Genomic DNA, 14,140 nt, shown 5'->3' on the forward strand with positions numbered 1-14,140 from the left:
CTGACCTTGGCACGCATCCTTAAACACACCCTCAACGCGCAAGCCGGCGCAAAACTTGATGCTCAAGTGCGCCAGACTGTCGAAGCCATTCTTGCCGACGTAGAAGCAAGGGGCGATCAGGCAGTGCGCGACTATTCACAACAATTCGACCGATGGACGCCGCCCGCTTTCAAGCTTGAGGCCGAGCAGATCCAGTCAATAGTAAGTTCGGTCGACCGGGCCACCCTGGATGACATCCGTTTTGCACAGGAACAGATCCGCAATTTCGCCCAAATTCAACGGGCATCCATGCACGACGTCCAGGTCGAAACGCTTCCCGGCGTCACACTCGGGCACAAGCATATTCCGGTCAGTTCGGTAGGCTGCTATGTTCCGGGGGGCAAGTACCCCATGGTGGCGTCGGCCCACATGAGCATCGTCACGGCCAAGGTGGCTGGGGTGCCTCGCGTAATCGCCTGTGTGCCGCCCACCGACGGGCAGGCTCACCCCGAAACCGTGGCGGCCATGGCACTGGCCGGGGCTGACGAAATCTATATTCTGGGCGGTGTTCAAGCCGTAGCCGCCATGGCCATCGGTACCGAAAGCATCGAGCCGGTCGATATGCTGGTCGGCCCCGGAAACGCGTACGTCGCCGAGGCCAAGCGCCAGTTGTTCGGCAGGGTGGGTATCGATCTTTTTGCCGGCCCTACCGAGATACTGGTTATTGCCGACGACAGCGCCGAAGTGGGCATGGTGGCTTGCGACCTGCTGGGCCAGGCCGAGCACGGATACACCTCGCCCGCCGCCCTTATCACCACTTCGGCCGAGCTGGCCGCTGCGTTGCCGGCCGAAATCGAGCGCCAACTGGCTGTACTGCCCACCGCCGAAGTCGCCGGCAAGGCATGGGCCGATTATGGCCAGATCATTCTTGTCGATGACGATGCCGAAGCCGTCATCGAAGCCGACAAACTCGCCTACGAGCACGTTGAAGTGCTTACACGCAACCCGCGTTACTTTTTGGACAACATGAGCCAATACGGCGCCCTGTTCCTTGGCCCTGAAACCAATGTGGCTTACGGCGACAAGGTCATCGGCACCAACCACACGCTACCCACCAAGGGAGCGGCTCGCTACACTGGCGGCCTGTGGGTGGGAAAATTCCTTAAAACTTGCACCTGGCAAGAATGCACGCCGGAAGCCAGCGTGATGATAGGCGAGTATTGCTCTCGCCTGTGCGCCATAGAGCGGTTCTGGGGCCATAAAGAGCAAGCCGATTATCGCGTGCGCAAATACGGCAAAACTGCGAGCCTCACTCCATGATCACTTACCGCAGCTTCGATCTGAATGGGCGTTCGGCGCTTGTCACAGGCGCCGGCAGAGGCTTGGGCGCGGCCATCGCCCAAGGCCTGGCCGCCGCCGGCGCAAAAACCTATGTGCTTAGCCGCAATTCGTCCCAACTAAATGAACTTGCTGAAAGTATCAACGCCGGTGGCGGCCACGCCCAGCCCGTGGTGTGCGATATTACCGACCCGCAGGCGGTGCAGGCTGCTCTGGACGCCATCGATCAACTGGATATTCTGGTCAACAATGCCGGAACCAATATTCCAGCCGACTTTGTCGATGTCACGCCGGCGCAACTCGACGAACTGCTGCTTCTGAACGTGCGCGCGGTCTTCCTTACCGCACAAGCAGCCGCCCGCAAAATCATGGGCAACGGCAATGGCGGCAGCATCATCAATATTTCATCGCAGATGGGTCATGTCGGGGCCGTGCGCCGGTCTGTATATTGCATGTCCAAGCATGCCGTCGAAGGGCTGACGAAATCCATGGCCCTGGAACTTGCCACCCACAATATCCGGGTCAATACTGTCGCCCCTACCTTCGTCCAAACCCCAATGACCGAGGCGTTCTTCAAGGAAGAAAGCTTTCGCGACTGGGTGATGCAGCGCCTGCCCATGGGCCGGCTCTTGCCTGCCGAAGATGTGGCTGCCGCCGTGTGCTATCTGGCTTCCCCGGCCGCCGCGATGATAACGGGCGCCAGCCTGAAACTCGATGGAGGATGGACAGCCCAATGAGCGACCAAAGCCATCGTCCTGATGAAGCAAGCAGCGTCGAGGCGCCGCGTGCCCGCCGGCAGCCTCGCGACCAGCGCCGCGCTCAAATCCTGCGCGAAAGCATTGCGTTCTTTTCCGAGCACGGGTTTTCGGGCTCAACCCACGATCTGGCGCGCCAGATCGGTGTCACCCAGCCCTTGCTGTTTCGCTATTTCGATTCCAAAGAAGACCTTTTCGAGGCGATCTTCAAGGCCGTATTCACCGACAAGTGGCAAGACGAATGGCCAAGCCTCATTTGCGATAGAACGATCCCTTTGCGCGAGCGGCTTGCGCGCTTCTACCGCTCTTATCTGGCTGTGATCTTCAACCGCGACTGGATGCGGCTGTATATCTACGCCGGCCTGGCAGACGTGCCCATCAACCGACGCTTTTTTGAGCTGATCGAAACGAAGATATTGATTCCGCTATGCGCGGAATTGCGGGCAGAGTTTCATATGGTGCCGCCAGAAATCAAGCCCATCACCAACGACGAGCTCGACTACGTATGGATGTTTCATGGCGGAATCTTCTACCACGGGATCAGGCGCTGTGCCTTTGGCACGTCGTCAGACCATGAAATCAACCCGGGCATGCTCGATGTGTCCATAGACACTTTTATCGCCGCGGCCCCGCATGCCTTGGCGCGGCTTTTACGGCTACCCGGGAAACACCCCCCCACCACATAACAACAATATCGAAGTCTGCAGCACCATGTAGTTCAAAACCAAAGGAGACGACATGAAATCTATCAGACAATGGACTTACGTCTTGTGCCTGGCATCGGTGTTTGGCGTGTCAGGTGCATTGGCGCAGTCTGAACCCATACGCATCGGGCTGCCTGTACCACTGACCGGCCCCTATGGCGCCGAAGCCAAGGATCAGGTACGCAACGCCGAACTGGCCGTCAAAGAATTCAACGAGGCCGGAGGGCTTGACGGCCGCCTGGCCGAGCTGCTGGTACGAGACGACAAGCTCAACCCCGGAGAAGCGGCCAACCGCGCTCTAGACCTTATCGATAAAGACCACGTCAACTTCATTATCGGGGGCTTGTCGGCATCGACGCAGCTGTCGACAAACAACGTGACCAAGCAACGCAAGGTCATTTACATTTCCATCAGCCAGTCGGATGCGATCAACGAAGCCGCCGACATGTCGCGCTACACGTTTCACGAGGCGCTTAATCCGCACATGACCACGCAGGCGGTGGGCCGGCATGTGTTCAAGAAAGGCATGCGCATCGCTTTCTTGACGTCCGACTATGCTTACGGCCACGAAATGGCACGCGGCTTTACCCGCGTCGCCGAAGAAGTGGGCGCCGAAATCGTCGGAGAGATCCGCCACCCCCTGGGCACCTCGGATTATTCGGTGTTCTTGCCGCGATTGGCGGCCATGCGGCCCGATGTACTTGTCTTCAACAACTTCGGCCGCGACAACCATGTGTCGATTCAGCAAGCAGGCCAGTTCGGGCTTAAAGGCAGGATGCAGTTCGTGACACCCGTGCTGCTTTACACGGCACGCCAGGCCGCCGGCGCAGAGGCATACGAAGGCGTTCTTGGCGCCACGTCGTACTACTGGGCCCTGCAAGACCAGTTCGACACCGCGAAAAACCTCAACGACCTCTATAAAAAAGAGTACGACAGCTACCCCTCCGACTATGGCGCATTGGCCTATGGCGCGGTCAAGTCCTTGCTGATGGCGGTCAAGGAAGCCGGCACGACCGATACCGAGAAAGTGGTGGATGCGCTCGAGTCTCTCAAGTACGACACGTACAAGGGGCCCGAATACTATCGCACTTGCGACCACCAGGCTGTGCAATCGGTGCTGATCATCGAATCCAAGAAGGCGCCCGAAGACAACCCGGACGATATCTTCAAGATCGTGGATGTCGTCGCCCCCACCGAGGACATTCTGCGTAGCTGCGACGAGCTTGGCTTCAAGTAGGAAGGAAGGCCGTGCTTCCCCGGCGGGGCGGAGGCACGGCCATTGACAAGATTACGGAGACATCATGGATGCATTCATGCTCCAGCTGCTGGGCCTGCAGCTGTTTACCGGTTTGGCCCTGGGCGCCATCTATGTATTGATGGCCGTCGGCCTGTCGCTGATTTTCGGCATGCTGACTGTGGTCAACTTCGCCCACGGCGCCTTTTTCATGGTGGGCGCCTACGTCGGTTACTTCTTATATCAGTACGTTCCCAACTTCTGGATTTGCCTGGTCGCCGTGCCGGTGCTCACCGGAGTGGTCGGCATCGTCGTCGAGCGTTATTTGGTGCGGCCGCTGTATGGGCGCGGCATCGACTATCCCCTGCTTCTCACCTTCGGGCTGGGCTACGTGATGGTCGAGATTGTTCGCATCATCTTCGGCAAGCAGGGCCTGCCGGTTGGCACTCCAGAGGCCTTGCAAGGCGCAGTCAATATTTTCGTCGGCCCGTTCCCTCTGTATCGCCTGTTCGTCATCGGCATGGCGATTGTCGTCTTGCTTGCCCTGTGGCTTTTCATCGAACGCACTTCATTCGGGCTGATCATTCGCGCCGGGGCGCGAGACCCCATGATAGTACGCGTCCTGGGGGTCGATATTTCCCGAATTTGGCTGATTGTATTTGCGATTGGCACGGGTATCGCAGGGCTGGCGGGCTATCTTGCCGCCCCCTTGCAGGGTATCGCTCCCGAGATGGGAACCAATGTGCTGATCGTGGCTTTCGTGGTAACGGTTGTGGGCGGCATGGGGTCGCTTACCGGCGCCATCGTGGCCGGCCTGCTGGTCGGCATCGTCGAAAGCATGACCGCATTCCTGTATCCCGAGGCATCCAAGGTATCCATGTTCGTGATCATGGCCCTTGTACTGCTGATTCGCCCCATGGGCCTGTTCGGCCGTGCCGGCTTAATGAGTTGACTCCATGAATACCCGCACCATGACACTCGACCAAACCAAAGCGCCCTCGATATTCGAAGCCATTCGCCGGCATCGGGTCTTGGCCACTGTTCTGTTTCTGGCCGCCCTGCCCTGGATGACACCCAACTATTCGGTGGCCTCGCACATTCTGATTTTCGGCCTGTACGCCCTGGGCTACAACCTGATCTTCGGCTACATGGGCATGTTGTCGTTCGGCCATTCCGCCTTCTTGGGCATCGGGGCCTATGCGGCCGGGATACTTATTGCCCAACATGCCGTAACGTGGTGGCTTGCAATACCGGCCGCCATTGTCATCTCGGCCGCCGCAGCGCTGGTTATCGGCGCGCTGGCCATACGTACGCGCGGCATCTACTTTGCCATGGTCACCTTGGCCTTGTCGCAATGCGTCTACTTCATCATCTACCAGATGCCGGCATCGGGCGGCGAAAACGGCCTGCGCGGCGTCAATGTATCCGAAATCAATCTGTTCGGTTTCACCGTCGATGTACTGAACCCCATCAACAAGTATTACTTTTTCTTCTGCTTCGTGGCCGTGGGACTATGGATTATTTCTCGCATACTGGCTTCGCCTTTTGGCCATGCCATCCGCGCCATCCGCGAGAACGAAACCCGCACGCGGGCTTGCGGGTTCAATGTCGAAAACACCAAGCTGATCACATTTGTGCTGTCGGGTGCGTTCTGCGGCCTGGCCGGCGCGCTGTATGGAATTAATTTATCCAGTGTCGCCATTGAAACCCTGCATTATGAAACCTCGGGGCTGATAGTCATGATCTGCCTGCTGGGCGGCATGGGAACTTTCTTCGGCCCCATCGTCGGCGCCCTGCTTTTCCTGCTCATCCAAGACGTATTCTCGATTTGGACAGAGCACTGGCAACTGTACGTCGGAAGCATCTTCATCATCTTCGTCCTGTTCTTCCCGAAAGGCGTGTGGGGGACCATACTGGAGAAGCTGAATGTCAAATAACATTATTATCGAGACACACAACGTGACGCGCCGATTCGGCGCCTTCACCGCCCTTAAAAATGTCTCCATCGAGTTTGAGCGCGGCAAGCTTACTTCGATTATCGGCCCCAACGGCGCCGGGAAAAGCACCTATTTCAATGTGCTCTCGGGCGCCTTTCCGCCCTCGGAAGGCCGGGTCGTCTTCGAGGGTAAAGACTTGGCCGGCCTCAAGCCCCACCAGTTCTCGCATGCGGGAATCTCGAAGTCATTTCAAATCACCAATATTTTTCCCAACTTCACTACAGTTCAAAACGTGGAGATCGCCCTGCAGTCGCATGTCTCGCGCTACAACCTCTGGCGCCGGCAAAGCAGCCTGCAGCTCGGGGACAAAGCCATGCAACTGTTGCGCACGGTAGGCATGGAGCAGCACGCGCATCGATTGGCGCGCGAGCTTGCCCACGGCCAGCAACGCGCGCTTGAAATCGCCATTGCGCTGGCTTCCGACCCCAAGCTGCTGCTCATGGATGAGCCCACCGCCGGCATGAGCCCCGAGGAAACGCGTTCGATGATGGACCTGATCGTGCAGGTGGCATCTACGCGCACGGTGATTCTGGTCGAACACAAGATGAAAATGATCATGGGCATCAGCGATCGCATCATCGTCTTGCATCACGGTGAATTCCTGGCATCGGGCACACCTGCCGACATACGCAGCAACGAAGAAGTAAAACGCGTTTATCTGGGTCAACACTAGGACGCCGCCATGCTCAACATAGAAAAATTGAACGCCTGGTATGCGTCAAGCCACATCCTGCAAGACGTCGATCTGCACGTGAACCCGGGCGAGGTGGTTGCTTTGCTGGGCCGCAACGGCGCGGGCAAGACCACCACCCTGAAAAGCATCATGGGCCTGCTTGACCGCAGCTCGGGGAAAATCAGCTTCAAAGGAGAAGACCTTATCAACCAGCCGGCTCACGCTCGTTTTGCCCGAGGCCTGGCCTATGTGCCGGAAGATCGGCGCATTGTGCAGGGCCTGAGCGTGATCGAAAATATTCGGCTGGGCATCGTGGCATCGCCACTGAAGGCTCGCGAAACCGAAGTAATCGAACAGATCGCCAAGACATTTCCGCGATTGAAAGAGCGCTTGCATCAAAACGCCGTCACGATGTCGGGCGGCGAACAGCAGATGCTGGCCATTGCCCGTGCCATCGCCGCCGAGCCGGACATGATTTTGCTGGACGAACCTTCAGAAGGCATCATGCCCATACTGGTCGACGAAATGTTCGAGCTGTTCACACAGCTCAAGAAAAGCGGCAAAACCATTTTGCTGGTCGAACAGAACGTGGAACTGGCGCTGGAAATTGCCGATCGGGTATACATACTGGACCAGGGCGAAATCGTTTACTCAAGCAGCGCCCGCGCCCTGCTTGACGACCCCGCAATGCAAGAACGCTACTGCGCCGTTTGATGCCATGCCGGGGCGCGGTGCGCCCGGGCCGCTTGCATTACACCACCCCCAAAGCCTGCAGCACTTTCTCGGGCGTGATCGGCTGGGATGTCACCCGCGCCGAGAAAGGCGCGATCGCGTCATTGATGGCGTTCATCAGCGCCCCCGGGGGACCAGCCGTTCCGGCTTCGCCTGCGCCCTTTGCGCCAAGCTCGGATGTCTTGGTGGGCGTCTCTACGTGCGCAACATGGATGTCGGGCATTTCAAAGGCCATCGGAACCAGATAATCAGCCATCGACCCGTTGCGCAGCAAGCCGTTTTCGTCGTAGAGGCATTCTTCAAACATGACGCCGCCGATGCCCTGCACAATGGCCCCGCGTATCTGCTCGTCGACCAGCTTGGGGTTGATGACCCGGCCACAGTCTTCGACGCACCAATGGTCGAGCAGCTTGACGAAGCCCGTCTCGATATCGACTTCGACATAAGACGCCTGCACGCCGTTGGTGAAGGTAAACGGAAAGCCGCGCTGCGCAGCGTGGCGAGTAACCATGAGCTCTGGCCGGGCGTCCGCCGGCAATATATCGGGTCGAAAATAAGCCTGCCGCGCCACTTCAGCCAGCGGAACCAAGTGCTCGCGCGTATCGATGTCGACGATATAGCCTTCGGCCACGTCAAGTTGCGAGCTTTCTTTTTCAAGCACCACCGCCGCGAACTCGCAGATGTTGGCCCGCAGCGCACGGCCTGCTTGCAGTACGGCTTCGCCACCTATGCCCGCACCACGCGAGGCCCAGGTGCCGCCCCCATATGGTGTGGCCTCGGTATCGCCGGTTACCACCTTGATCTGTTCAATGTTTATGCCAATGGCGTCCGCCGCGATTTGAGCGAATATCGTCTCGGTGCCTTGTCCTTGTTCACCGACACCAACGTGGCAGGTGACCACACCGGTGGGCTCCAGCCGCACCGACGCGCCATCCAGTGCGGATATGCGGGCCCCGCCCACCCCATAAAAAGCCGCACTGGGGTTGGTGAGCTCGACCAGCACGGCAAAGCCTATACCGCGATAAACGTTTTGCTCGCGCAGCCGGGCCTGTTCTTCACGCAAGGCCTGATAGTTCATCATGGACTCGAGTTTGGCCAACGATTTTTCGTGGGACAGCCCTTCGATCTTTATGCCGGAGGCGCCCACACAAGGATAGGAATCATCGCGCATGACGTTTTTAATACGCATTTGCAAGGGATCGATGCCCAGCCTTTGCGCCGCGTATTCGACGATGCCTTCGGTGGCGCCGCAGGCGATGGGATGCCCTACTCCACGGTATTGACTGGTTGGCGACTTGTTTTGAAACACCACATCGAGACGAGCCCGATAATATTTGTGCTTGTACGGGCCGCCGGCAATGCTCAGCACTTGGTTTCCTTCGATTGCACTGGTGCGGGGATACACTGAATACGGCCCCACGCCGGTCAGGTCGTCGAAATCAAAGGCCACAATCTCACCGTCAGACTTGACCCCTATGCGCGCTTTGACCACATGCTCACGCGCATGGATATCGCTGGCGAACGATTCAAGCCTGTCTGCCACGAACTTTACCGGCCGCTTCAGCAAGATGGACAAAGCCACCGTAGCGAAATCGTCTGGGTAGGAATGCACCTTTAGCCCGAACGCGCCGCCTACATCCCGGCAGATCACGCGAACCGAGTTCTCGGGCAAGTCGAAGTGGCGTGCGTACAGATCTTGCATCATGTGGGGCGCCTGGTGCGACTGATACACCGTAAGCTTGCTCTCGGACGGTTGGTAATCGGCCAACAAGGAGCGAGGCTCCATGGTTACGCCCGTGACCCGCCCGAAACGATAGGTTTCTTCAACAATGAGGTCGGCCTCGGCCATGGCCTGGTCCACGCCTCCGGTATCGATTGTTTTCGTAAAGCAAAGGTTGTCGCCCAGCTCGGGATGGATAACCGGTGTTTCGGGCGACAGGGCAGTTTCCATATTGTCGACCACCGGCAGCTCTTGCCAATCAATATCGACAAACGGCAGCGCATCTTCGGCCTGGTGGCGCGTGAGAGCCACAATGGCCAGAACAGGCTCGCCCTGCCAGCACGCGCGGTCCAGGGCAAGTGGATACTCGGGCGGCGACTTCATGCCTTCGAGGTGGGCCAAGGTGGCGACCCAGGGTGTGCAGATGCTGGCAATTTCGGGGCCGGCGACGATTGCGACAATACCTGGCATGGCCTTGGCACGAGAGACATCAACGATTTTGAATCGGGCATGCGCGTAGGGGCTTCGCAGGTAGACAACATGAGCCAGCCGCGGCAAGGAGATGTCGTCAACGTAGCAACCGCGGCCCTCGAGGTGGCGCCGCATATTGGGGCGATTCACAGAAGAGCCCACGTATTGGCGCGTGTCCTTGTCCTGCTTGACGATATCGCCCGACTCTTCTTTGACAGTGGTGTTCATGATGGCATCCTCCTTTCAGGCCTGGACTGCGCTTGGCTTGCGATGCAGCTCGAGCACTTCGCACACTGCATCGACAATGGAGTGATAGCCGGTGCAGCGACAGTAATTGCCCGAAATGTATTCCCGCACCTGTTCACGCGTTGCACCCGGCTTCTCTCGCAACAAGGCGGCGGCGGTCAACAACATGCCTGGTGTGCAGAACCCGCATTGCGCCGCGTTGTGCTCGAGAAATGCGTTTTGCAGTTCGCGCAATTCGCCTGTGTCGCTGACGCCGTCTATGGTCTCGATCTCATGCCCGTCGGCCTGCACGGCCAAGTACAGGCAACCTCGGATAATTTCCCCGTCGAGACGCACGGTGCAGGCGCCGCAAACACCGTGCTCGCAACTGACTCGCGCAGTTTTAAGTTCGAGCTCGTCGCGCAGGAAATCAACCAGGTGCAGGCGCGGCTCGACCCGATAGCTGCCTTCTACTCCGTTGATGCAAACGCGTATTTGTATGGGTTCAGCCATGGTTGTCTCCTTGCCGCGATCAGGCGTGTGCGGCCAGTTGCCGCAGCGTCCGAACCAGCAGTACACCGGCCAGATGCATTTTGGTCTTGGCGCTGTTGTACAGGTCGGCGGACGGTTGCAGCACGTCGGCCAGCAATTGCTTTGCGTGCGAAACCAGTTGCTCGTCGCCCACTGCCTTGCCTTCAAGCCATTGCTCGATATCCAGCGCCCTTACCGGCGTATTGTCCATGCCCAGAAACACGATCCTTGGGTCGTTGAATACGCCACTGCTTACGCCGGCGGAAGCAGCCACGCCTACGATGGCGTAGTCTCCATGACGGCGCGCAAGCTCTTGAAACGCGTGTACGCGGTCGGGCGCCAAAGGAATCTCACAGCCCAGCAACAGCTCGTCGCCGCCAAGTTCGGTGGTGTAAAGATCAAGAAAGAACTCTGATGCGGGCACCGTGCGCACGCCCTGTGCGCCCGCAATGTGCAGCACCGCATCCAAAGCCACTATGCAGGCCGGCCATTCGGCCGCCGGATCGGCAAACGCGATGGATCCACCAAATGTGCCCCGGTTGCGGATGGCTCGATGGGCAACGTGCGGCGCCGCTTGGGACAGCATGGGGGCATGCTCGGCCACAAGGGGAGAATCTTCGATCTGGCTGTGGCGGGTCATGGCGCCGATCCATAAATGGCCGGCTTTAAGCTCGATGCCGCCAAGCGACTCGATGGCATTGATGTCGATAAGCAGCTCGGGTTCTGACAACCGCATGTTCAGCGTTGCCATGAGGGTCTGGCCCCCGGCCAGGATGCGTGCGTCGTCTCCGTGATGGCGCAATAGGGCCAGCACCTCATCCACGGAACCAGGTTTTACGTAATCGAAAGAAGGGGCTTTCATAGCGGCTCCTGCGTGCGTCGAAGACACGGGAAATGCGCTGCAACCACTTAGCTAAAAAACACTTAGGGCAACCAGTGGCCTACCAGCAAAGTAAAGAAGACACCGAGGCAAAACCAAAATGCTCGATACAGTTCAGGGCGCCAACCTTCGCCGACGCCCGTAGTAACGTTATTGCGCGGCAAGCCGGCAGCCTTGTGGGCGGCTGTAGCGCGGGATGCCGGTACCTGGGGCTGTGCCGTTTCCCCGGATGCGTTTTCCGCCCCGGCCGTGCGGCCTGCCGATGCAAGCTTTGCATCCTGGGCGGGGGAAACAGCGACAGTCGACTCTGCCACTATGCCGGGCTCGGCCTCTTTGGACAGCACACTTTGAAAAGCGCTGAAAAACTCGTCGGACATTTTCCGCGCCGATGATTCGATCAAGCGCCCGCCGATTTGACCCAGCTTTCCGCCCACCGACGCCTTGGCGGTGTAGTCGAGATGGGTCTGGGCCCCTTGCGAAGTAAGCACGACCTGGGCGCCCCCCTTTGCGAAGCCCGCAGCACCAGTTCCTTCGAAGACCAATGAACAGCTTTCTGGGGGGACGATGTCTTCCAGCGTGAGCGTGCCGGCAAAACGAGAACGCACCGGACCCATCTTCACCATCAAACGTACTTGCAGCTGGTTTTCTGACACACGGGTGATCTCTTCGCAACCGGGAATGCATTGCACAAGGATTTCTGGGTCGTTCAGTGCGGCCCACACCGTTTGCCGGTCTGCACTGATCAGCTGTTGACCGAGTAGCTCCATGAATTTGTCTCTCTTGTGAGGATCAGGACCGGACCCAGGATGCGGGACGGCGACCATTTATATTTGCTATATTGTTGACCAGATGGTAAATAATGTCAACAACCGAAAGCTACAATGGCGCGGTTCCCTTACCGACGTTTTTCAAACGAGCTTCAGCCGAATATTCCATGTCCACCCACCACACGCCCAAGGCCAGCAAGGCCAAGCCCGCCAAGAAGACGACTGGTCCGCGCCGGCGGATGAGCGCACAGGATCGCGAACAACAGATTCTCGACGGCGCCATCGCGTTTTTCTCGAAACGTGGGCTCGACGGACAGACTCGCGACCTGGCGCGCGAAATCGGCATTACCCACCCGCTGCTGTATCACTACTTTCCCACCAAAAAAGCATTGATAGAAAGGGTGTATCAACAGGTGTACCTGGGCCGCTGGAAGCCCCAATGGGAAGAATGGCTGGACGACGACGGCCTGGCCCTGGAACAAAAGCTGATTTTGTTCTATCAGGATTACGCTTCAACCGTCTTGACCCCCGAGTGGGTGCGCATCCTGATTTTTTCGGGCTTGAGCGATGGCTACATTCCCGAAAAATATCTAAGCATGCTCAAGACAAAACTGTTTCCACGCATTGCGCGCGAAACGCGAAGACATCTGGGCATTGGCGATAGCGGCCCCGCCACCGAACGCGAAATCCAGTTGATATGGGGCCTTCATGGCGGCGTGTTTTACTTGGGCATCCAGCAGTGGGTGTATCAATTGCCCACACCCACCGAAATCGAACCCATTATTGCAGACCGGGTAAAAGCCTATATCGCCGGCGCCAAAGCCCTGTTTCAGGAAGCGGACGCCTCTTTCAGCACTGACGCAAACGCTTGAGCCACACGGTCGACGTTCTGGTCGTTGAGCCCCGCGATACAGATGCGGCCCGATTCAATGATATACACGCCATGTGTCTGGATGAGCCTGTCCATGTGCGGCGCCAAGGCCGGCGCATAGCTGAACATGCCGCTTTGCGCCAACAGGAAGTCCCAATCGAAATCCGGGTGATGACGCACCAGCCCGCCGTACAGACGGGTTCGCATCGCGTGGATACGGTCGCGCATTTGGGCCACCTCGTCTTCCCACATGGCACGCAAGGCGGGGTCGAGCAATACCGTCTCGACCAGATGGCCGCCATGGGCAGGCGGGGTGGAATAATTGCGCCGCACTGCCTGCTGCATTTGCCCCAGCGCCCGTGAAGCTTCATCGGCATTGGCGCACACCATGCTCAGCGAGCCACACCGCTCTCCGTACAAAGAGAATATTTTGGAAAACGAGTTGGCCACCAGAAAGGCCACATCGGCCGACACCAGCGCCTTCACCAGATAGGCATCGCGCTCAAAACCATCGCCCAACCCCTGGTATGCCATGTCCAAAAAGGGAATAAGGCGGCGTTCCGCCACGATGGTCACGATTTCGTCCCACTGTTCCGTGCTTAGTTCGGCCCCGGTTGGGTTGTGGCAGCATGGATGCAAGACAACGATGGTTTCCGCGGGCAAGGTGCGCAGATGGCCGGCCATGGCGTCGAAAGCCAGCCGCTGCGTCGCATGATCGAAGTACGGGTAAGTATCGACATGGAAGCCGGCGCCTTCGAAGATGGCGCGGTGATTATCCCAGGTAGGCGCGCTGATGCGCACCGTCGCTTCCGGGAAAAAACGGCGCAATACGTCGGCGCCCACTTTCAGTGCGCCAGAGCCGCCGACTGTCTGGATGGTGGCCACACGGCCATCGCGAACGGCCGATGAATCTGCGCCAAATACCAGGGCCTGCGCCGCACGGCAATATGGCGGGCTTCCGCTCATGGGAAGGTACACGCACGGTTCGGTGAACGCACCCACTATTTCGGCGGCCTTCTGGACGGAAGGCAAGCGTGGAATGCGGCCCTGATCGTCGTAATACAGCCCGATGCTAAGGTTCACTTTGTCAGGACGAGGGTCGTCGCGATAAGCAAGCTGCAAAGAAAGAATGGGGTCGCCGGCATAGGCCGAAAGTGTGCTGAACAAGGTTTTTCCTTGACCGGCCCCAAAGCGGCAGGGCGCGACGGAACGCCGGCAATGTGTTTAAGACAAACCACATATTCTACCCCGGGCTGCGGGCGA

Annotated in this window: 14 protein-coding genes; 9 read left to right on the plus strand and 5 right to left on the minus strand. The window is 58.5% G+C overall.

Going from position 1 to position 14,140, the window contains the following annotated elements; all coding sequences use genetic code 11:
• Positions 1-6: 6 nt before the first annotated feature.
• The 8 genes from hisD (at position 7) to ACIY1O_RS02670 (ending at position 7,394) form a co-directional block, all read left to right on the plus strand.
• Positions 7-1,299, plus strand: a complete 1,293-nt coding sequence (gene hisD, locus ACIY1O_RS02635) for a histidinol dehydrogenase (RefSeq protein WP_397473520.1) — start codon at positions 7-9, stop codon at positions 1,297-1,299.
• The gene (locus ACIY1O_RS02640; RefSeq protein WP_397473521.1) at positions 1,296-2,054 is read left to right on the plus strand and encodes an SDR family NAD(P)-dependent oxidoreductase; all 759 of its coding nucleotides are present in this window, start codon (positions 1,296-1,298) and stop codon (positions 2,052-2,054) included. Before hisD ends, ACIY1O_RS02640 begins: the two co-directional genes overlap by 4 nt.
• Complete coding sequence (locus ACIY1O_RS02645; RefSeq protein ID WP_397473522.1) at positions 2,051-2,758, plus strand: TetR/AcrR family transcriptional regulator; 708 nt, start codon at positions 2,051-2,053, stop codon at positions 2,756-2,758. Before ACIY1O_RS02640 ends, ACIY1O_RS02645 begins: the two co-directional genes overlap by 4 nt.
• A 52-nt stretch (positions 2,759-2,810) precedes the next feature.
• Positions 2,811-4,013 carry an ABC transporter substrate-binding protein gene (locus tag ACIY1O_RS02650; protein WP_397473523.1) on the plus strand — a complete coding sequence of 401 codons (1,203 nt, stop codon included), beginning with the start codon at positions 2,811-2,813 and terminating at the stop codon, positions 4,011-4,013.
• Positions 4,014-4,077: 64 nt separating this feature from the next.
• The gene (locus tag ACIY1O_RS02655) at positions 4,078-4,962 is read left to right on the plus strand and encodes a branched-chain amino acid ABC transporter permease (RefSeq protein WP_397473524.1); all 885 of its coding nucleotides are present in this window, start codon (positions 4,078-4,080) and stop codon (positions 4,960-4,962) included.
• A gap of 4 nt (positions 4,963-4,966) precedes the next feature.
• Positions 4,967-5,947, plus strand: coding sequence for a branched-chain amino acid ABC transporter permease (locus ACIY1O_RS02660; RefSeq protein ID WP_397473525.1), 981 nt, complete (start codon positions 4,967-4,969; stop codon positions 5,945-5,947).
• Positions 5,937-6,680 (plus strand): ABC transporter ATP-binding protein, encoded by a 744-nt coding sequence (locus ACIY1O_RS02665; protein WP_397473526.1) that lies wholly within the window; start codon positions 5,937-5,939, stop codon positions 6,678-6,680. The genes ACIY1O_RS02660 and ACIY1O_RS02665 overlap by 11 nt, the downstream gene beginning before the upstream one ends.
• A gap of 9 nt (positions 6,681-6,689) precedes the next feature.
• Positions 6,690-7,394, plus strand: a complete 705-nt coding sequence (locus ACIY1O_RS02670; RefSeq protein ID WP_397473527.1) for an ABC transporter ATP-binding protein — start codon at positions 6,690-6,692, stop codon at positions 7,392-7,394.
• A gap of 37 nt (positions 7,395-7,431) precedes the next feature.
• Here the strand turns inward: ACIY1O_RS02670 and ACIY1O_RS02675 are convergent, their stop codons facing one another.
• The 4 genes from ACIY1O_RS02675 to ACIY1O_RS02690 all read right to left on the minus strand — a co-directional run bounded on the left by ACIY1O_RS02675 (position 7,432) and on the right by ACIY1O_RS02690 (position 12,006).
• A complete protein-coding gene (locus tag ACIY1O_RS02675; protein WP_397473528.1) occupies positions 7,432-9,831 on the minus strand; it encodes a xanthine dehydrogenase family protein molybdopterin-binding subunit in 2,400 nt (799 codons plus the stop codon).
• A 15-nt stretch (positions 9,832-9,846) separates the two neighbouring features.
• Entirely contained in the window at positions 9,847-10,341 is a 495-nt protein-coding gene (locus ACIY1O_RS02680) for a (2Fe-2S)-binding protein (protein ID WP_397473529.1), read from the minus strand.
• 19 nt (positions 10,342-10,360) lie between these two features.
• Positions 10,361-11,221, minus strand: coding sequence for an FAD binding domain-containing protein (locus tag ACIY1O_RS02685; RefSeq protein ID WP_397473530.1), 861 nt, complete (start codon positions 11,219-11,221; stop codon positions 10,361-10,363).
• 62 nt (positions 11,222-11,283) lie between these two features.
• On the minus strand, positions 11,284-12,006 hold the full coding sequence (locus tag ACIY1O_RS02690; RefSeq protein ID WP_397473531.1) for an SRPBCC family protein: 723 nt from the start codon (positions 12,004-12,006) through the stop codon (positions 11,284-11,286).
• A gap of 167 nt (positions 12,007-12,173) precedes the next feature.
• Between ACIY1O_RS02690 and ACIY1O_RS02695 the strand changes: the two genes are divergently transcribed.
• Positions 12,174-12,878, plus strand: a complete 705-nt coding sequence (locus ACIY1O_RS02695) for a TetR/AcrR family transcriptional regulator (RefSeq protein ID WP_397473532.1) — start codon at positions 12,174-12,176, stop codon at positions 12,876-12,878.
• On the opposite strand, the gene ACIY1O_RS02700 is transcribed toward ACIY1O_RS02695, so the two are convergent.
• A complete protein-coding gene (locus tag ACIY1O_RS02700) occupies positions 12,836-14,044 on the minus strand; it encodes an amino acid aminotransferase (protein ID WP_397473533.1) in 1,209 nt (402 codons plus the stop codon). The genes ACIY1O_RS02695 and ACIY1O_RS02700 overlap by 43 nt on opposite strands.
• Positions 14,045-14,140 lie beyond the last annotated feature (96 nt).

The sequence above is a fragment of the Pusillimonas sp. genome (assembly GCF_044464525.1).
Classification (GTDB): Bacteria; Pseudomonadota; Gammaproteobacteria; order Burkholderiales; family Burkholderiaceae_B; genus Pusillimonas.